This window comes from Actinoplanes italicus, assembly GCF_003001815.1.
In the GTDB taxonomy this organism is placed as follows: domain Bacteria; phylum Actinomycetota; class Actinomycetes; order Mycobacteriales; family Micromonosporaceae; genus Actinoplanes; species Actinoplanes italicus.
Genome location: NZ_PVMZ01000004.1, coordinates 413,132 through 432,035, shown reverse-complemented (window position 1 = coordinate 432,035; position 18,904 = coordinate 413,132). Strand labels below are relative to the sequence as shown.

General features: G+C 68.8%; 12 protein-coding genes and 1 pseudogene. 5 read left to right on the top strand and 8 right to left on the bottom strand.

Annotation, left to right across the window (positions count from 1 at the left end; genetic code table 11):
- Positions 1-8 precede the first annotated feature (8 nt).
- The 3 genes from CLV67_RS13260 to CLV67_RS13250 all read right to left on the bottom strand — a co-directional run bounded on the left by CLV67_RS13260 (position 9) and on the right by CLV67_RS13250 (position 4,935).
- On the bottom strand, positions 9-1,256 hold the full coding sequence (locus CLV67_RS13260) for an FAD-dependent oxidoreductase (RefSeq protein ID WP_239166088.1): 1,248 nt from the start codon (positions 1,254-1,256) through the stop codon (positions 9-11).
- A gap of 423 nt (positions 1,257-1,679) precedes the next feature.
- Positions 1,680-3,152 carry a M28 family metallopeptidase gene (locus tag CLV67_RS53315; protein ID WP_106317931.1) on the bottom strand — a complete coding sequence of 491 codons (1,473 nt, stop codon included), beginning with the start codon at positions 3,150-3,152 and terminating at the stop codon, positions 1,680-1,682.
- Positions 3,153-3,291: 139 nt separating this feature from the next.
- Complete coding sequence (locus tag CLV67_RS13250) at positions 3,292-4,935, bottom strand: glycoside hydrolase family 9 protein (RefSeq protein ID WP_106317929.1); 1,644 nt, start codon at positions 4,933-4,935, stop codon at positions 3,292-3,294.
- Positions 4,936-5,011: 76 nt separating this feature from the next.
- Between CLV67_RS13250 and CLV67_RS13245 the strand changes: the two genes are divergently transcribed.
- Positions 5,012-6,715, top strand: a complete 1,704-nt coding sequence (locus CLV67_RS13245) for an ankyrin repeat domain-containing protein (RefSeq protein ID WP_106317927.1) — start codon at positions 5,012-5,014, stop codon at positions 6,713-6,715.
- Here CLV67_RS13245 and CLV67_RS13240 read toward each other — a convergent pair.
- Entirely contained in the window at positions 6,669-7,586 is a 918-nt protein-coding gene (locus CLV67_RS13240) for a hypothetical protein (protein ID WP_106317925.1), read from the bottom strand. The genes CLV67_RS13245 and CLV67_RS13240 overlap by 47 nt on opposite strands.
- On the bottom strand, positions 7,576-7,923 hold the full coding sequence (locus CLV67_RS13235; RefSeq protein ID WP_106317923.1) for a PadR family transcriptional regulator: 348 nt from the start codon (positions 7,921-7,923) through the stop codon (positions 7,576-7,578). Before CLV67_RS13235 ends, CLV67_RS13240 begins: the two co-directional genes overlap by 11 nt.
- Positions 7,924-7,982: 59 nt before the next feature.
- Between CLV67_RS13235 and CLV67_RS13230 the strand changes: the two genes are divergently transcribed.
- Positions 7,983-8,543: a GNAT family N-acetyltransferase gene (locus CLV67_RS13230; RefSeq protein ID WP_106317921.1), complete on the top strand. Its 561-nt coding sequence runs from the start codon at positions 7,983-7,985 to the stop codon at positions 8,541-8,543.
- Positions 8,544-8,822: 279 nt separating this feature from the next.
- Here the strand turns inward: CLV67_RS13230 and CLV67_RS54720 are convergent.
- Together CLV67_RS54720 and CLV67_RS53310 are read right to left on the bottom strand one after the other, a co-directional pair.
- A pseudogene (locus CLV67_RS54720) lies at positions 8,823-9,014 on the bottom strand (alpha/beta hydrolase family protein); the annotation flags it as partial.
- A gap of 359 nt (positions 9,015-9,373) precedes the next feature.
- The gene (locus tag CLV67_RS53310; RefSeq protein ID WP_170153829.1) at positions 9,374-13,132 is read right to left on the bottom strand and encodes an NACHT domain-containing protein; all 3,759 of its coding nucleotides are present in this window, start codon (positions 13,130-13,132) and stop codon (positions 9,374-9,376) included.
- A gap of 246 nt (positions 13,133-13,378) precedes the next feature.
- On the opposite strand from CLV67_RS53310, the gene CLV67_RS13215 reads away from it, so the two are divergent.
- Positions 13,379-14,152 carry a GNAT family N-acetyltransferase gene (locus CLV67_RS13215; RefSeq protein WP_106317915.1) on the top strand — a complete coding sequence of 258 codons (774 nt, stop codon included), beginning with the start codon at positions 13,379-13,381 and terminating at the stop codon, positions 14,150-14,152.
- Positions 14,153-14,260: 108 nt separating this feature from the next.
- Here CLV67_RS13215 and CLV67_RS13210 read toward each other — a convergent pair whose 3' ends face one another.
- The gene (locus CLV67_RS13210; protein WP_146169087.1) at positions 14,261-14,839 is read right to left on the bottom strand and encodes a fascin domain-containing protein; all 579 of its coding nucleotides are present in this window, start codon (positions 14,837-14,839) and stop codon (positions 14,261-14,263) included.
- A 288-nt stretch (positions 14,840-15,127) separates the two neighbouring features.
- Here CLV67_RS13210 and CLV67_RS13205 point away from each other — a divergent pair, with 288 nt between their 5' ends.
- Positions 15,128-17,686, top strand: coding sequence for an ATP-binding protein (locus CLV67_RS13205; protein WP_106317911.1), 2,559 nt, complete (start codon positions 15,128-15,130; stop codon positions 17,684-17,686).
- A 202-nt stretch (positions 17,687-17,888) separates the two neighbouring features.
- Positions 17,889-18,899, top strand: a complete 1,011-nt coding sequence (locus CLV67_RS13200) for a radical SAM protein (protein ID WP_106318212.1) — start codon at positions 17,889-17,891, stop codon at positions 18,897-18,899.
- Positions 18,900-18,904 lie beyond the last annotated feature (5 nt).

Here is an 18,904-nt window from a genome sequence, read left to right as displayed (position 1 = left end):
GCAGGCGATTATCCTTCCGGTACGGTGACCGGGTGCAGCCGAGGTAGCAGCCGGGTCAGCACCCAGTGAGGTGCGGCCGCGGTCCCGGTGAGGCGGCGCATCAGCCCCGCCGCGGTATCGACGGCACGGAAGGCGTACGGCACCATCTCGTCCTGATATCGGACGATCGCTTCCTCCACCGGCGTGCCGCTCGCGCGGGCCTCGGCGAGCCGGCGGCCGAGCAGGACGGCGTCGCGCAGCGCGGTGTTGGCGCCGTGGGCGCCGAACGGCGGCATGACGTGCACGGCGTCGCCCATCAGCGTCGCCCGGGGTACCGTCCACTGCCGCGGGCGACGGCCGGTGGCGAAGAGGTTGAGGACCGTGGTGTCCAGCTCGGCCGTACCGACCAGCCGCCGGACGAGCGGGTGGAAGTCCGCGCTGTTGCGGACCGCGAGATCACGCAGCGCCAGCAGGTCGCCGCGAGCGACGACGGGCACCTCCTCCTGCCGCAGCAGCAGCGCCCACATGACATAGTCGTCGCCGGTGGGCGCGAAGGTGCCGGGGGTCACGCGCGCGAACGCCTCCCGGGGGTTCTCGCCGAACCGCATGGAGGTGAAGAAGAACGCGCGCCCCGGCCGGTCGGCGATGGAGAGGACCCCGCTGGTACGCAGAGCGTCCGGGATGACGCTCGCGCCGCCCCGCAGCAGGGGTGACCGGCTGTAGATACCCGCCATCGGGGTGTTCGCCGGGTCCGCGTCCGGCATGATCTGCGCGCGCAGCGCGGAACCGACACCGTCCGCGCCCACCACGACGTGCGCCGCGACGGCCCCGCCGTCGGAGAACCGCAGGCGCAGGCCGGCCGGGCCGAGGTCGTCGACCGCCACGGCGGCCTTGCCGTAGTGGACGCGGCCCTCCAGACCGGTCATCAGGATCGACCGCAGCGTTGCCCGGTCGACCTGGCGGGTCGCGTTCAGCTCGACCTTGAAATTGATGGTGAACGCGTCCCGTAGCCGGCTGTCGGTGAAGCGCAGGTGCCCGCCGGGTTCGTCGCCGGTGGCCAGCGCCAGGCGGTACAGGGGGCGCGGGAGGCTTTCGCGCAGCGCCTCCAGGCCGTACCGGTCGAGGATGATCCGGTAGCCCTGCTGCCGGACGAAAGGACTCTGGTCCCGTTCGTAGACGTGCACGTCGATGCCGGAGCGCATCAGGTATTGGGCGAGACAGAGCCCGGAGAGGCCGGCGCCGGCGATCGCCACTGAGAGGTGCGTCGATATGGGCACCCGATTATCTTAATGACTAAGATGATTTCGGCAAGGCCACCGGCATGCCATGTGGCTTCCTCGTCTGGCTGCTCGCCCGCGTGCCCGGGTAGGCACCGAATGACGACCACGACGGACGCCTCCGCGTGCCGCCGCCCGCCCGCATACCGCGAAGCACACACTCGGGTTTCGTGTGTGCTCCCGACGTCGCCCGCAACGACGGCCCGGTCCCACACAACGAAGCCGTGGACGCCCACCGCCGCCCCCGCGACGTCAGAGTCACACGCAGCAGCTACGTGTGACCTCGCCGCCGCCGCACCGGCCTGCCGAGGCGCCGCACCCACCGCAACACCGGGCCTCCGCCGTGGATCGGGGGGTGCACCGCGGGCTGAGGCCGGCCCGCCGTACACCCCCCCCGGATTTGATCCTTTATGGGCGGCTGGCTCAGGGGATGGCGGAGGTGTTGAAGGCGAACCGGGCCACCGAGTCGGCGATGGCGTCGGAGTTGACGTCGAGCGCGGTCGCGTCGACGTTGGTGAGGGTGTCGCAGGCCTGGTGGTAGCAGACGTCGTAGGCGACGCCCGCGGTGCCGCCGAACAGGGCCGCCTCCTCGGGCGTCTTGATGCCCTCGGCGCCGGTGAAGATGCCGCCGGCGGGGATGCCCACCGCGATGAACGGGCCGTAGTCGGAACGGCCGTCGAAGTCGGTGCCGACGTGGCCGAGGCCGCGGCGGTCGAAGAACCTCTCCAGCTGCTTCTCGATCTGCGCGGAGCCGGGCGGTCCGGCCGGCGAGCCCTCGGCGTCGGAGTCGTCGCCGTCGTACAGCTTGTAGGCGTAGTTGGGCGAGGCCACCATGTCGAAGTTCAGGTACAGCTTGATCCGGTCACGTTCGCTGGCGGTCAGGCCCTCGACGTACTGGTCCGAGCCGAGCAGGCCGATCTCCTCGGCCGCCCAGAACGCGAACCTGACCTTGTTCTTCACCGGGAACAGCTTCATCTGCAGGGCGGTCTCGAGGATCGCGGCCGTGCCCGAGCCGTTGTCGTTGATGCCGGGGCCTTCGGGCACGCTGTCGAGGTGGGCGCCGACCATCACGATGTTCTTCGCGTTGCCGGTCCGGGTCTCGGCGATGACGTTGTGATCCGTGCCCAGGGTCAGGGTGGCGTCGACCTTCAGGCGGACGGTCGCGCCGGGGGTGCCGGCGAGTTCGTTGCCGACGGCGAAACCGGCGAAGACCATGGGGACCCCGGCCCGCCACTCGCCGAGGTCGAGCGGGAACGGATCGGTACGCCCGGGCTGGCCCTCGTTGAAGATGATGATGCCGGAGGCGCCCGCGAACCCGGCGTTGCGCACCTTGGTGGCGAATGCGCACGTGCCGCGCTGGATGAGCGCGATCCGGCCGGCGACGAACCCGTCGAAGTCGGAGGTCTCGCAGCCGCTCGTCGAGGATGGTGTCGGGGTCGGCGGCAGCGTGAGGTCGACGGCCTGCACCTGGGCGGTCACGTCACCGGCGGGGGAGGGTTCGAAGGAGACGAAGTCCGTGCCGGGCACGTACGCCTTGCTGGTCGGCGCGGTCAGTTCCAGCGTGGGCGGGTTGTTCTCCGTCCAGCCCTGGACGAAGTTGATCGGGTCGAGTGTGACCTTGTAACCGGCTTTGCGCAGCTTGTTGGCGACGTAGTCACGTGAGGCCGCGTAACCGGGCGTCCCGGCCGCACGGTTGCCGCCGTTGGCGTCGGCGATCGCCTGTAGTGCGTTGAGGTGTTTCTTGGCATTGGCGCCGGTCACCTGCTTGACCAGGATCTTGGCGAAGGCGTCGTCGATCGGGGTGGCGGCGGCGGGCGCCGGCTGGGCGAGGAGCAGGGCGAGTGTCGTGGCCACCGAAACGGCGCCGGCAACCCCCTTGCGAAGGTGGGTGCGCATGGTCCCCCCGGGCTGATTGATCAATTGAATCTCGTCACTCCGGTTGAGCGCGGTGCCCGGAACGTAACGCGCGTTTTCGAGGCGGGGGAATGGTCCGATCGGGTCGCCGGCGACGCCGGTCGCTCCACTGCGGACAAACCTATGAATTCGATTCGGCGGCGAACGCCGCAACCCAGACCAATGGCGCGTTCCAGTTGATGGTCAGCTCGTTGGTCGACCAGGACTCGATGTCGTCGAGGTAGCAGAACTGGCCCACGCACCCCGCCAGCCGGGCCTGCGCCAGTTCGTCCTGCAGTCCCGAGTTGGGCCCGCCCGCCAGGGTGCCCTTCGGCGGATGCGGCAGGCTGGGGTCGAGCTGGTGGGCGTACCAGCGGCTGTGCTGGTTCTTCGCGAAGTCGGTGCCGTAGCCGGTCACATACGACAGGTTCAGCGCGTTGCGGCCGAGGATGTAGTCCAGCCCCTCCAGGACGCCGTCGCGGTAGCGGGCCTCGCCGGTCAGGTCGTGGGCCACGGCCAGCACCACCAGGTTGTTCAGCACCATGCTGTTGGAACCCCAGTCCCACTGGTTGCCCGGGGGAGCGTAGGCCACCGCGTACGGGTGGGCCCGCTGGACGGCGAGGTACCGGTCCGCGCCGGCGATCACCGACGCGCGCACGTCGTCACGGCCGGGCAGTTCACTGGGCGTCAGGGCGAGGTCGAGGCGGGCGGCGGCCGCGGTTGCCGCCCAGTCGAAGGCGTACGGCCCGAACACGTCCGCGGTGTGCAGCGGGGAGGCCAGCACCGCGTCGGCGTACTGCTGCTCGGCGGTGGTCAGGTACAACTCGGCGGCCGCCCAGTAGAACTCGTCGCGTACGTCATCGTCGTCGTAGGGTCCGCCGCCGGTCGCGTCGTCGACCGGGGCGTACCGGATCGGATTGGTCTCCGCCGCCGTGTAGGCCGTCCGCGCGGCAGCCAGCAGAAGGTCCGCGTAGTCCGCGTCGTACTTGCGGAAGATCCGCGCCCCCTGGGCGGCGACGGCGGCCAGGTTCAGCGTCGCCGCGGTGGACACCGGACGCAGTACGCGCGGCCGCGGATTGAGGTGCGGCAGGGTCGGCAGGCCGATCCACTCGCTGTCGTGCATCTTGTGGTGCGCCATGCCGTCCGGCGCCTGCATGCGCAGCAGGAAGTCGAGCTCCCAGCGCACCTCGTTGAGCAGGTCCGGAATCCCGTTGCCGCTCTCCGGGATGTCGAGCGCCAGATCGTCGACGCCACCGCGGTGCTCGAAGGCGTGCAGCAGTTGCCACACCGTGATCCCGGCGTTGACCACGTATTTGCCCTGGTCGCCCGCGTCGTACCAGCCGCCGCGCACGTCGAGGCGGTAGTCGCCGGCGTCCGGGGCGCAGGGCACGTCGCTGTCACTGAGATGCCCGGCCGGGCGGCCGTAGCCGGGGCGCAGTTCGTCACGGATCTCGATGCCGGACCGCTGGCAGTAGAAGAACTTCATCGCGTCGGTGAGCAGCGGGCGGTAGAGGCCGGCGCCGATGGTGAACGGGCGGCTGGTCGCTCCGTCGGCGGTCAGCGCGTAGCCGGTGCCGGTCTCGTGGTGGATGCCGAAGTCGATGGTGTGAACGTTCTGCCCGGAGGAGGCATCCGTGCCGCGCGGCTCGGTCGTCCCGGTCGCGACGACCCGGCCGTCGCCGTCGGTGAGCTGCCAGGGCAGCGGCTCGAGGGCGTCGGTGACGACGGTGGCCCGCTTCGGGCCGGACGGCAGATAACCAACCTGATTGACCGCGACTGACGCCATATGGGAACGCTCCCAGTTTTCCGGGGGCGCTGTCAAACATCAAAAAATGTCGGGGGGTACGGCTACCGTGCGCGCCATGACGGGGTGGGAAGGTGACCGGCTCGAACTGGCCGGTCGCCGGCGGGTGCGGCGCTACGCCGTGCCGCAGCGGATGATCGACGAGTGCACGGCGGCGCGGGAGCGCGGCGACTGGCGGCTCGCGTGCGAGGCCGGTGACATCGTCGCCGACTTCGAGAGCCCGGACGAGGCCGGCCTCTTCGCCGACGCCCTTGCCGGGTTCGCCCCCGACCTGCTGCGATGGCACGCGCCACGGGCAGCCGACTTCACCGCGAGTGTCGCCCCCGGACTGGATCTCGTGCTCACCCCGGACAGGCCGTTCGGGCCGGACACGGCCGTGCTGGCCGTGCGCACACCACCGGAGCTGCCGGATCCCTTCGAGATGCGCCTGCCGTACGGCAACCAGCGGATGAGACTGCGGATCCGCCGCGCCGGCGAGCTGGAGCCACATCGTGCGGTCTGGCTCGCACCCCACCAGTGGGACGCCCGCCGGGCCGGCGATCTGCGCACCGCGATCGGCGGGGACGACCGGCGCATCCCCTTCTTCGAACCGGACGGCAGCCCTCGCGCGCAAGCCCTGCTCGGGTCCGGCGACGATCGCCCGGCCCGGACGGAGCGGGCCTGGCTCACCCGCCGGAGCGGTGCCACATGGGCGGAGGCGGGCCTGCTGTCCGACACCCCACCGCCCGTCGGCCAACGATCCGATGCGGGCATGCCGACGATGACGGCGATCGTCGACCCGTTACGCCTGGCCGCCGAGGCGCGCCGACTCGGCCACCAGACACGGCGGCCGGTGTGGATCGTCCGGTACGAACGTCGCCACGTCCTCGCGGTGACCGTTCAGGGGGACACGGTCACCGCGGCCACGGTCGAGTGGGACGACGTGCTCGACCCCCGGCCACGGTTGCATCCCGCCCAGGTCGAGTTCTCCGCCGACCTCGCGCTGCTCCGGCACGGCCGGCTCACACCGGGTGAGCTCCACCCACTGGTCCGCGAGGCTTTGTTCCCGCAGGACCCGGCGGTGCCGCCGCCCGCGACGGTGCTGCCCTCGGAGCGGGTTCGCGTCCGCTGCCAGGGCGACTGGCACGACCTGCACCATCACGCGGGACGCCTCACGATCCCGGCACACACCGACGCCGAACATCAGCGGGAGAAAGCCTTGCGAGCCTTCGGCGGAACGTCGAGCGGCTGCTTCGGGGCGGCTCATGTGTGGGCCGGTGCGACCGGACGACTGCCGAAACGGTTGTACACCGTCCGGCGAGATCTGTGGCACCGGATCTGGCACGGCGGCACCGATGCTGTCCTGGAGCTGCTGGACGCGGGCCTGGATCCGATGATCCGCGACAGGTCGGGGCGGACCCTCCTCCACATGATGGGCTCGTTCGACCATGAGCGCCTGCTGCCACGGCTGCTGTTGTCCGGAGCCGACGTCAACGCCCGCGAACGCGACGGCCGGACCCCGCTGGTCCGCGCGATCGAGCAGCGCTGGGCGCTGTCCATCGTCGAGGCGCTCGCCGAGGCGGGCGCCGACCCGCACGTCGAGATGGAGGACGATCCCTGGGCCGACGCCCCGTCCCCGCAGACGTTGCTGACCTGGCTGACGGGTTCATCGTCATCGTGGTTCTGGAAGTCCGACTACCACCCGGAGGCGCTGGCCATCCTGCAGGCCCACGCCGTCAGCGGCTCGACAACGCCTGCCGGACCCGGTGCCGGCGCAGGCTGAACGCGAGGTCGACCAGGGAGATCAGGATGAGCAGCGCGACGATCTCCTTCGCGGTGCGGTCGGCCGGGCCCGTGACGAACACGGGTTCCGACACCACCCAGGTCAGCACCGCGCACAGGATCAGGCCCAGTGTCAGGTCGGTGGTGTGGTTCCACGGCAGCAGGCGGCCCTGCACGATCACCACCGCCTGCAGCGCCAGGGTGAGCACCAGCAGGCCCAGCACGATCGGTCCCCGTACAGCCAGGAAATCACTGTCGTAGGCGAGGGCGTCGTAGGCGGCTGGAGCGGCGTTGCCGCCACTGAACAGGTGCAGCATGGCCGGGGGATCGACGAGCGCAACGGTGCCGGCGATGTAGGACACGAGCGCGGCGACGCGCCCGGGCCGGCTGATCCGGTCGGTCGGCATCGGGCGAGGCTTCCACGCCGTGGCCGGGCGGCGCCTGCGCCACCAGGCCGTGATGGCGAACCAGGCGGCGAGCACGCCCAGCCAGCCGAACAGCCACGGCGTGGCCTGATCGACCGCCGCGTCCAGGTCACGCTGTGGCGGCACGTGGTCGATGAGCTCACCGAGCACGGCTCCGATCAGGATGAGGGCGGCGCCGCCGAGAGCGAGGGTGAACAGCCGCCGTGAGTCGGAGGGGTCGATCACGACGATCGGTGCCCGGTAGCGGGCTGCCACGTCGGCGGGACGGCCGAACCCGCCGAGCACCGCGGTCACCGCCTCGTCCCGGGCGGACCTGGTCTCGGCGGCGTCGGACACCTCCTCGGCGATCGCGTCGCGCAGCTCGCGGGCCACGTCGGCGCGCTGCCGTTGCGGCAGCAGCAGCACGACCTCCGCCACGTAACCGTCGATCATCTCGTCAGCCGTCATCACGTCCTCCTTCGCCGAGGATGTCGTCCATCGCCTTGGTGATCCCGTGCCAGGTGGTGGTGAGGCGGGCGAGCAGGTCACGGCCGGCGTCACTGAGCACGTAGTAGCGCCGGTTCGGGCCCTGGGTGCCGCGCCACTCGCTGGTCAGCACGCCCTGACTCTCCAGCCGCCGCAGCAGCGGATAGAGGGTGCCCTCCTCGATCGGCATCCCGGCGGCGATCAGGGACTGGCGCAGCTCATAGCCGTATCGCAGGGTGCCCAGCCGGGACAGGACGGCGAGTACCACGACACCCCGGCGGAGCTCCAGCTCGAGCTTTTCGTGTGCGTCACCTACCATGCGGCACACTGTACTGGGTGGTACACAGTAGGTGCCAGTCTGCGCTTTATGATCCGGCGATGAACGTACCCATCACACTCACGACCGCCGCGACGCCGACATCTTCCGCTCTGACCCTTCGCCCCTGGTGCGTGGAAGACGTCACTGCGCTGGTTGAGGCGCATCAGGACCGGGATTTCGGACGCTGGACGGTCTCGCCTATCGACAGTGAGGACGACGGCTTGCGGTGGGTGCGGGCTCAGGAGCGGGGCTGGGCGGCGGGTGACCGGTTCGGCTTCGCCGTCCTCGAAGCGGGCTTCGACGCGGTGCCGCCGCGGTTGGTGGGCAACGTGGTGCTCAAGGAAGTCGCGTCCGGCAAGCCGTCCGCCCAGGTCGGCTACTGGACGGCGGCGCGGGCTCGTGGGCGGGGTGTGGCCTCACGGGCCCTGGAGACTCTCACCGCCTGGTCTTTCGACGCGTTCGGAGCCGACGGCCTGGAATGCCTCGAGCTTCTTCACCAGGTCGACAACGTGGCGTCCTGCCGCGTCGCCGAGAAGAGCGGCTACCGACTCGACAGGATCATGCCCTCGGCTCCCCCCGTCTACCCGCTCGACGGTCATCTGCACATGCGGCGCGGCTGATCCCGTCAGCAGCGCTCGCTGAGAAACCGGTAGGCGCGCTCACGCATCGCGGCGGTGAAGACGTGCCCGGCGTCGTACAGCGCCAGCTCGGCCCGGTCGCCGAGCGTGCGCTCCACGGCGGTGAACAGTTCCTCGGCGCCGCGGCTCCACTTGTCGGCCGTACCGGCGGAAATGAGCCAGTGCCGTCCGCCCGAAGCCGGCGATGACGTCCTCGAGGTCGTGCCGCGCGGCGAAACCGGGCAGTACGAACTCGGCCTGGACGCCGGTGTCGTGCGAGTACGAGTGACGAAACGGGATGCAGCCGCAGTGCGAGACCGAGGCGGTGATGCGATGGTCGTACGCCGGCGCCCACAGGGGCATCCGGCCGCCGTAGGAATGGCCGAGGAACCCGATGCGGTTCGCGTCGACCTCAGGGCGCGACGTCAGATAGTCCAGAGCCGTCGAAACCTCGTGAGGGCATGACGCGAACAGGGTCCGCCCCTGGACCAGCCGGGTGGACAGCTCGAACCAGGTGACGTTGGACGCCCCGCCCGGGCTCCAGTTGCGCTCCTCTTACCGAGATCGAAGCGGGAGGCGTGCTGGTTATGGCAGAAGACCGCCGGGGCCGGCCCGGCAAGACCATGGGGAATGCAGACGTACGCCGAGACTCGCTCACCCGCTCCGACGGCATACGAGACCTTTTCGGACCTGTAGCGACCACAGTCGACCCGCTCGAGACACTCGACCGCAAGCTCCACCTTCGCCGGCAGGGCCAAGATCCCAAGCCGTACGCGGTGACTGGCTATCCTGGCCTCTGTCGGCCGCGCCTACGGGCATTTCGCTGGGCTGTTTCACGACTGCGCCGCACGGGCGATCATGCTGCGCTCCCTTTCTGTGCGCACCTGGTCGTAGCGCGCCCCGCGGCAGCGCAGTGTCAGTTGCATGGAGGCGTCTCTGTTGAGGGGTTCACCCGTGTCGACCCTGGTCAGCTTCACTGCCCTGTCACGCCCACCACTCACGATGCGCTCAGTGCCGATGAACGCCACCGAGTTGATCATGGCACCGTGCCGCCGGACCTTCCAGACCGGTTCGATGAGATCGGGCACGATTCTGAAGAGAAGAAGGGACCCATCCCGGCATCCGGCCGTCAGCAGCACCTCATGACCGGACGATCGCACGATGTCGAGACACCTGATGCCAGGGCTGAAGTGATCGAGTTGTTCAGGAATGGGATCGCCGACCAGTGCATGGAGCCATTCCTCTTGAGCGACCACGAAACCCCACCCATCGAGTTGTGTGTAGGACACCGGTGATCCGACGAGCAGGAGTCTGTCTAGGACCGTTCTGTCAACGGTGTTCATCCGAACCGCCCGCGTCGCGCCCTCATCGAGCTCTTCTACGTAGAACGCGTCCGACCGACCCGCGGAGGGAGGGCGCATCGGTGGTTTGGTGGTGAACCGCGTTTCCGTAGCCCACTTGCCATCGCGAGGTGACAGCACCGTCACGCTGCTATCACCACACACCAGCAGCCGGCCGCCCGGTGTTACCTCGATCCGCTCGATGGCATGGTCGGTAATGGCGGCGACGAGGCTTTCCCACTGGCGGCCGAATCTCGGCTGCCAGGTTCGGATCGTGCGGTCGTCGTATGCGGCGACGATCCGATCGTCGTCGAGCGCTGCGACTCCGACGACGATCGACGTCTCCTCAAGTCGCACACCTTCGAGATCCGCCCCTGTGAGATCCGAGTTTTCCAGGTTGGCGTTGTCGAGGTTGGCATGCCGGAGAGAGGTGCCTGCCAGATTGGCTCTGCTGAGGTTCACTCCCGCGAGTGATGCGTAGTCCAGTCGTAGTCGAGCACAGTCGGCGGAGGGGATCGCACCGCCTGATGCATGGAGCAGGGTGATGGCGTGACCGCCGAGGTATCTGGTGGGCAAGCCAAGCGTTGCCGACCTGGTGAAGCTCTCAAGTACACCCCAGACGTGCTCACGATCCGGAGCCTCGCGGATCATCGATGCGGTGAAGTGAACGATCTCCGGCAGCGGAGGCAGCGCATCAAGGATTGTCGACGCGTGAGGGCGGTCCTCGCGTAGCGCGCGCAGTAATGCGGACGCCACGAAATACTCCTGCATCGACCTGTGGAAGAACGTCACCGGCCAGCGGTCGGTGTCCGGCGCCGGTGCTGCCTTGAGCAGGGATCGGATACCGACCTGAGCGGTGGCGTTCTGGGCGTCGACCGCTGTTGGTGCCTCGTCCGTACCGTCGCTTGTCTTCCACAGGGCGGCGGCCAGTTCCCGTTCGGAACCGCCAAATTCGGTGAGGTAAATGTAGTTGTGATCAGCCTGCTGGAGGCGTACCGCGACTTGTTCTAGCACAGACTTCAGGTTTTCCAGGAGCTCCTTTTTCAGTACTTGTTTGTTGATCATGAAGTCGAGCTTGTGTCGCAGGCTCCGTTCGACGTACTTGCTATAGAGGATCAGTTCGCTGAACTCGTCCTCCGGAAGGTCGGGGAGAGTCTCCCAGATCATGCTCAGGAACAAGGGCTTCGCGGCGAGCCCGATCGGGTCGTAGAGGCTACGGAGCCGGGTCAGTCGTCGCCTGTCGGCGGGATCGGTAGCCAGGCTCTCCAAGTGCCTGATCCGTTCGGTCCGGGCGACCGAGGACAGCTGAAGGATGGCCGGCTGGCCGAGCTGATCGAGGATCCTCTCCCGATTCCGCCCAGCTTCGAAAATTCGACCCCGGGAAGTCACAACTATCCGCACATCCGAGCCGGTGATCTCCCTCAGACATGAACCGAGTCCGTCGATGTTCGCTTCGACTGCCTCGGTTGAGAGGTCCTTCGACATCTCATCGAAGCCGTCGAGAATCACCACGCATCGGGTCGAAGCGGCAACTTCCGTCCATTGCGTCAGCGTAACGCCGATTTGATCGAGCCGGTTGACCAGCAGGGCTCGTCCGCCCTCTGTTCCGCTGAACAGGCCGAGCGGAATTCGCAGTGGCAGGATCCCGTGTTCCGGCTCCTCGAGGAAGCGTTCGCAGAGGTAGCGGCTCAGCTCATATGTGAAGAAGCTCTTGCCCTCGCCGAAGTCGGCAAGCAACAGGAGAGCCGGACGACCTGGACCAGCAGGCTCGGCCAACCAGGCGATAACCCTCTCCATGAGGGTCCCCTCGAGAACCGATCCGTCGACGTCGGCCGCCCGTACATCGACGTGTCGTTCGTGGAGTGCAGCGAACTCGGCGGGCTTTTCGGCGCCGATGCAGTGAAGTGCGGGTGTTCGTAGGTATCTCTGCCACGACTCGTCGAGCCGGACGTGCGGCATGAGGCGGGCGCGAATGTTTGCGACGATCTGTTCCTTTGAAGGTGCGGAACCATCGGGCGGTTCCCCGTAGAGACCCGCGTATACCACCGGGTCGAGGGAGAACAGCTCCCGGACGCCGGACTGCGGGCTCCAGACCTGAATCTTGAAGGGGAAAGTACCGTCATGGCCTGCATTCCGGAGTAATTCTTCGAGGTCGTTGGACGGATCGGCATGCGGGGATATGAGAATCCAGTGGTCGATGGGGGAGTCTCGGTAATACGTCTTGGTCTGCCAAAGCTTCTCGATGACGTCGTTGGTACGTACCGGCCGTGTCAGGTTCTTGCACTCGATGTGGCAACGTACGTTCGGGCGTCCGGCAACCGAGCAGTCGAGTCGTACATCGTGCCCGAACTGGATGCCAGGGTTCTGTCGCCGAATGCCATTAAGCAGGTTGCTCCGACTATCCGGGCTGAGCTGAAAGAAGCGTTCCAACAGTTGGACGGTTGCTTCCTCCAGCGCTTCCCCAGCCTGCACCGGCGAGCGAGCAGCAGAAGGAACGATGTTGTGTCGCCGTGGATGAGCGGTTGCCTGATGCGGCGCCGACCCTTCTGGCTCCACGTCTTCCTCCACCGGCGCATCAGGGGCCGTGTGTGAGGACTCGGGTATCGTTCCGAAGGGAAGCTCATTGCCCTCTGCCAGGGCCGACCAGAGGCCGGAAACAATGTCCCGGTCGCTGTCCTGCCAGGTGAGGAAACCGAACTCCGATACGTCGTCGAGAGCCAGTTCGCGCAACTCCGCCTGAGCTTCGTCGTACCGCTTCTCATGGACGAGGATTCGCAGCCTGTCCTGGCCTTCGTTCGCCGGGGGAGCCAGCGTGCCAGCCAGCAGCGCGCCCACGGTACTGAACTCTTCGAAGCGGTTCGGCGAGAAGGCTGTATCAAGGTTCATCGCTTCGAGCGCGGCTCTCAGCCATTCCTGGAGCGGTCCATACCGGTCATGCAGTTGTTCCGACGCTCGGTGTATCGCATGGAGTGGTTCCTGACCTGCTGCCAGATCATCGAGTAGCCGCCGCGCTGAGCGGTCGCCGTAGCCGAACGCGATCGCTTCGAACAACGCGCGGTAGATGTTGTTCTCCGGGTAGGCCACCGAAAAGAAGCCTACGAAGCCGGTCGGATCCGTGGCGGCACGCTGAAGCACTTCAGCACGGTCGTATTGTGGTGGATAGGCGACATCCGCCATCGTGTATTCGTGGTCGGCTAGTGAAGCCAAACGTGCGTCGGAGAAGAGTGGCACACCGTCCTCGATTCGCAGCACGCGGGACATTGGCTACTCAGTGTGTCCTACCTGTACCGCCTCCGCGAGGGGCCTGACCAGCGCCAGCCTGGGTCAGAACTCCGTCGAGGCGTGATCGATGACCACGGCGAGTTCGCGGGCACTCAAGCCTACCGGCACCTGCGCCTCGACTGGGCCAACAACCATGGATGGGCGTCCTTAAACCACATCGGGCCGTGACGAAGCCTCATTTCGGTGTTCTCCGCGCTCCGGGGCTAGCCTGAGTTCGTGGACATCTCTGAGCTGGCGCAGCTGGCCCAGGAGGCGTGGTTTCGTGGGCTGGCCGCGGGCGGGTTCGCTCAGGTCAGCGTCGGGGGAGGGTTCGCGGTGTCGACGGGCCTGGACTCCAACACCGAGAACGGCGCCGTCGTCACCCCGTCGGTCCTTCGCAGCCCCCACGAGCTGGACGTGCTGCTCGACTGGCTGCGTGAGAAGGCCGTGCCCGCCTCGGTGCTCGTCACCGGGCCGCCGGATCCGGAAGCGACCGCCCGGCTGATCGACCGGGGATTGGTGCCGGAACGCACCGGCAACAACATGGGCCGTGTGCTGACCGGCGCGGAGAACCTGCCCGCATCGCAGTGGCAGATCAGCGAAGTCCTCGACGTCCCGGCGCTGCGCGAGAACCAGCGCGTCTACGCCGACGACGGCTGGTGGGACGAACCCGGCGGACTCGACGACCAGGTCGAGGTCGCCGCCCGCCTCGGGTTCGGCCCCGGCCGGCCGATCCGGCACTGGACCGCCCGCCACCAGGGAGTTGCGGTCGGGGCCGCCACCTCGTTCCAGTTCGGTGACGCGGTGCTGCTCGTCCACTGCTGCGTCGCCGCACCCTGGCGCCGCCGGGGGATCGGGGCCGCGCTCACCCGGGTCAGGCTCGCGGCCGCCGCCGGTCGGGGCGCCGTCCAGGCAGTCCTCTTTCCCTCACCGGACGGCTACCAGCTGCATCATTCCCTTGGGTTCGAGCTTGCGCCGGTCCGGCCCGACCGCTGCTTCTACCTGTACTAGTGCCTTGATCGACCCGAGCCGAATCCGCGCCGCCGTGGTCTACCGTTGACCATCGCGAGGCTGCGCCGTGGACCATGTGTTCACGGCGCAGCCCCGCTATTGTGCCGGTCAGCAGCGGGTGAGGGACAACCCGTCGAACTGGCTGCGGTGCCACAGGATGTTGCCGTTCGGCGTCATGTCGCTGGCGATGACGTATCCGCTCGAGTTACGGCCCAGGTAGTGGCCGGCAACGCTGAACCGGATCTCGACCCAGGTGGAGTCCAGGTAGCACACGAACCAGTAGTCGAATCCGTCAGGATTGGTTCCGGTCGCGGAGACTCGTCCGGTGGAGATGTCGGCGGTCAGGTACCGGTAGGCGTTCGAGGAGAACGCGACCTTGCGGGTTCCGGTCGGGTTGTGGGTGCCGGCGTCGCAGAACATGAAGTTCTGGAAGCCGTTGCCCCCACGCCCCAGGCGTACGTGCCACGGCTGACCCGGTTCCACCACCGCGTTGAGCCCGGTCTCCCCATGCACGAGTGTCCGCCAGCCGTGGCAGGGCGCTGCTGCGGCCTCGGCGGGCGACACCGCGAACAGCGCCGTCCCGACCATCACCACCGCGGCGAGGATCGCCGCGGCGGATCTCCCGAAGAGGGGCCTCGAAGTCGCCGGTGCGGGTGCGCCGGGTGTCTCCCCACTGATGTCTGTCACGAGTTTTCCTTCCGTTGACGAGGTCGGTGCAGGACATGGCGGAACCGTCTGTCCCGCTGGGTCGGAACCCGGGCTTCGCGACGAACCGGCCGTGTGTCTCGATGGCGGCTGAATGCCACCTCAGCTGGTGCGAGGCGGGCCGCAAGGGGCTTCTCCGTTGCCTTGATTCAACGGGCGGGGCCGACCGGGCGACAGGAGATGAACAGGCGGTTTGGCGGCGGTTTCGGGACACCGCCGTAAACGGGCCTCGGATATCGTGCATCCAAGCTTCGGGGGAGGGCTTGGACAGTGGATTTCGGCGGTCTGGTGCGAGCCTTCCGGACCCGCGCGCTGTACACACAGGAGGAACTGGCGGCTCTGACGGGCCTCAGCGTGCGGCACCTGCGGGAGATCGAGTCGGGCCGCGCGGGCACGCCTCGCGGCAGCACCGTCCGGATGCTCGCCGGAACTCTGGCGCTGTCCCCGCCTGATCTGGAGACCTTCGAGCTGGCCGCGCGCAGCGGCCCGAGAACGGCAACCCGGCAGCCGGATCCGCCCCCACCGGCGCAACTGCCGCCTGACGTGACGGCGTTCATCGGCAGGGAGGGGCCGATCGCCGAGCTCGACACTCTGGCGCGCCCGAGGGACGGCCCGTCGGACGTGGTGCTCGTCCTCGCGATCACGGGTACCGCCGGAGTGGGTAAGACCGCGCTGGCCGTTCACTGGGCCCATCGCGTGCGGACCGCGTTCCCCGGTGGGCAGTTGTACGCGAACCTGCGCGGCTACGATCCGGACCGGCCGGTGAGCGCCGTCGACGCCCTGGCGGCGTTGCTGAGCGGGCTGGGCGTGGCCGGCGAAAACGTCCCCGTGGGCGTTGCGGAGCGGGCCGCCCGGTTCCGTAGTGAGGTGGCAGACCGGAGAATTCTCATCCTGCTCGACAACGCCTCGTCGGTGGACCAGGTTCGCCCGCTGTTGCCCGGAACACCGTCGTGCCTGGTCCTGGTCACCAGCCGCGACAGCCTGTCCGGGCTGGTCGCCCGCGACGGCGCGCATCGAGTTCCGTTGGACGTGCTGTCGGCGCCCGACGCGGGCCGGTTGCTGCGCCGGCTCATCGGCACTCGTGTCGATGCCGACCCCGGTGCGGCCGCTGTCCTGGCCGACCGGTGCGTCCGGTTGCCGCTTGCCTTGCGGATCGCCGCCGAACTCGCCACCGCGCGGCCCTCGGCGGCGCTCGGCGAACTGGCCGGCGAACTGGAGGACCAGCAGACACGGCTGGAACTTCTGGACGCCGGCGGCGACCCCTGGTCCGACGTCGCGGCGGTGTTGTCCTGGTCGATGCGTCACCTGCCACCGGACGTGGTTCATCTGTTCGGCCTGCTGAGCCTGCATCCCGGAACCGACTTGGACAGCTTCGCCGCGGCAGCGCTGGCCGACATCTCCAGGCCGGCTGCCGGCCGGGGCCTCCGGCTGCTCGCCCGCGCCCACCTCATCCATCCCACCGGCCCTGACCGGTACGGCATGCATGACCTGCTGCGCGCCTACGCCACCAGCCTGGCCCGCGCCGAGCACAGCACCGAGCTCCGGCGCTCGATACAGGACCGGCTGTTCGGCTACTACCTGGGTACGGCTGCCGACGCCATGAATCGCCTGCATCCGGCGGACGCCCACCACCGTCCCGTCATCGCGGCGGTCACCACGCCGCAGCCCGCCCTCGCCGACCCGGTGGCCGCCCGCGAATGGCTTGACAGCGAACGCCACGCCCTCATCGCCGTAGCCGCTCACACGGCCACACATGCGTGGCCGGCCCATGCCACCCGGCTCTCGGCAGTGCTGTTCCGTTACCTCATCGGCGGACACCACACCGACGCCTTGACCGTGCACGAGCACGCGGTGCATGCCGCCCAGCACGCCGGCGACCTGAACGGACAGGCTCAAGCCCTGACCCACCTCGGGGCCACCCAACTGCGGTTCGGTCGCAACCAACTGGCCGCCCGCCACCTCCGGCAGGCGCTGGCTGTGTTCGAGCAGGCCGGGGATCTGACCGGGCAGGCCCGTGCGCTGACCAGCCTTGGGGATGTCGACCAGCGGATGGGCAACTATCCGTCGGCAACCCGGCGGCACGAGCGGGCGCTCGTCCGGTACCGCCACGTCGGCGACCGCTCCGGCGAAGCCCACGCGCTGACCAAGCTCGGCATCATCCAGGAGCGGCTGGGCCGCTACCGCGAGGCCATCGCGTATCACGAGCAGGCGCTGGCCCTGTTCCGGCGAAGCGGCGACGATCCTGGTGAAGCCGCCGCGCTGAGCAACCTCGGCGACGCCGAGGGCAAGCTCGGACGGTACGGGCCGGCGACGGAGCATCTGGAGCGCGCCCTGACCCTGTACCGCGAGACCGGCAATCCCGACGGCAATGCCTGGGCGCTGGACAACCTCGGCGCCCTGTACGCCCGCCGCGGCCAGCCGGGCAGGGCCGCCGACTACCGCCGACACGCCCTGTCGATTCACCGCGAGACCGGTGAGCGATACGGTGAGGTCTGCGCTCTCAACGGACTCGGCGAGGCCGCTGACCGCACCGGCTGTGTCGCTGACGCCGTCCGTTACCACCTCGCCGCCCACACCGTCGCCGCCGCGATCGGTGATCGCCACCAACTGGCCCGGGCGCACGCCGGTCTCGGTCATGCCCATCGCGCCCTCGGTGAGGCCGGCCGCGCCCACTATCACTTCGAGCAGGCGTGGATCCTCTATCGCCGTCTCGGAACACCCGAGGCCGAACGGATCCGCGACCACCTCAGCACCGGGCTGCCCGAGGAGTCCCGGCCTGCGCCGCACCACGATCTGGGCGGAGCTTCCGGCGCCACGACACCGACCTGACGAGCCGGCTCCGGCCCGGCCAGACGGCTGTTCCCACCTCCACTAGCCCGGCTGCGCGTCCCCCTGCAGGCGGACGCGCGGGCCCGCTGTCCCCTCGTAGGGCTACCCGGCGAATCACTACGTGGCCGGACGGAAAACGCCTCCCACTTCGGCAGCATTTCTCGTGTCGGACAGCACGACCGAGCGAAGCGGAGCCGAACTGATGGACAGCGTGACAGGACCCGAGGACGTCATCTGGGACATCACCTACGCGTGTCCTCTGCGCTGCTCCCACTGCTACTCCGAGTCCGGCCGGCGGCTCGCCCGCCAGCTCGGCCCCGCCGACCTGATGCGGCTCACCGAGGCGGTGCTTCGCTGGCATCCGCGGTCGGTGACCATCTCCGGCGGCGAACCGCTCCTGGTCAAAGGCGTCTTCGAGGTGGCCCACCGGCTCGGTGAGGCCGGCGTCGAGCGGCTGCTCTACACCAGCGGCTGGACCCTCGACGAGGCCCTGGCGCGGCAGACCGTCGCGAACTTCGACCGGATCATCGTCAGCGTCGACGGGGCCACCGCCGCCGTGCACGACGGTATCCGCGGACGCCGGGGATCGTTCGACCGGGCGCTCAACGCACTCGACCTGCTCGATCGGGTCGCCGGGGACCGGGTCCCGTTCGGCGTGGACTACACCGTGATCCGCAGCAACTTCGACGAGATCCCGGACGCCTGCGAGCTGCTCGGCGCACGGCTGCCGCACCTGCGGTCCATCTCCTTCGGAGCGGCCGTCCCGGCGGGCCTCGCCTCCCGCGCCGACTTCGCCGAGCGGGAGCTGCTGACCGAGGAACAGCGGAAGAGGCTGATCGATCCCGGCTTCGTGGCCGGACTGCGCGCCCGGGCGCCCGGCAACCTGCGGGTGAGCACGAGCGACAACCGGATCCTGCAGATGCATCCCGACCGGGTACGGTCCGCCGCCGATTTCCCGGCCGTGCAGATCGAACCGGACGGAGCCGTACGGGCCATGGCGATCTACGAGGGCACCGTCGGCAACCTGTTCACCGACGAGCCGGACCTGGTCTGGCAGCGCGCCGTCGACCGCTGGCGCGACCCGTTCGTGGTCGCCGCACTCGGGCCGGCACACACCGCCACGCAGTGGGCCGAGGCCACCCGCCGCATCGACACGCGGTACGGCAGCGACGACGACCGGGCGCGCATAGCCCGCAGGCCCGCCCACCGCTGACGCCC

What these genes read in the sequence shown, in the direction of transcription:
- CLV67_RS13235 (WP_106317923.1), bottom strand. Translation starts at nt 7,923, where the DNA reads ATGGTAGGTGACGCACACGAAAAGCTCGAGCTGGAGCTCCGCCGGGGT.
- CLV67_RS13200 (WP_106318212.1), top strand. Translation starts at nt 17,889, where the DNA reads ATGGACAGCGTGACAGGACCCGAGGACGTCATCTGGGACATCACCTAC.
- CLV67_RS13250 (WP_106317929.1), bottom strand. Translation starts at nt 4,935, where the DNA reads ATGGCGTCAGTCGCGGTCAATCAGGTTGGTTATCTGCCGTCCGGCCCG.
- CLV67_RS13230 (WP_106317921.1), top strand. Translation starts at nt 7,983, where the DNA reads ATGAACGTACCCATCACACTCACGACCGCCGCGACGCCGACATCTTCC.
- CLV67_RS53315 (WP_106317931.1), bottom strand. Translation starts at nt 3,152, where the DNA reads ATGCGCACCCACCTTCGCAAGGGGGTTGCCGGCGCCGTTTCGGTGGCC.
- CLV67_RS13240 (WP_106317925.1), bottom strand. Translation starts at nt 7,586, where the DNA reads ATGACGGCTGACGAGATGATCGACGGTTACGTGGCGGAGGTCGTGCTG.
- CLV67_RS13245 (WP_106317927.1), top strand. Translation starts at nt 5,012, where the DNA reads ATGACGGGGTGGGAAGGTGACCGGCTCGAACTGGCCGGTCGCCGGCGG.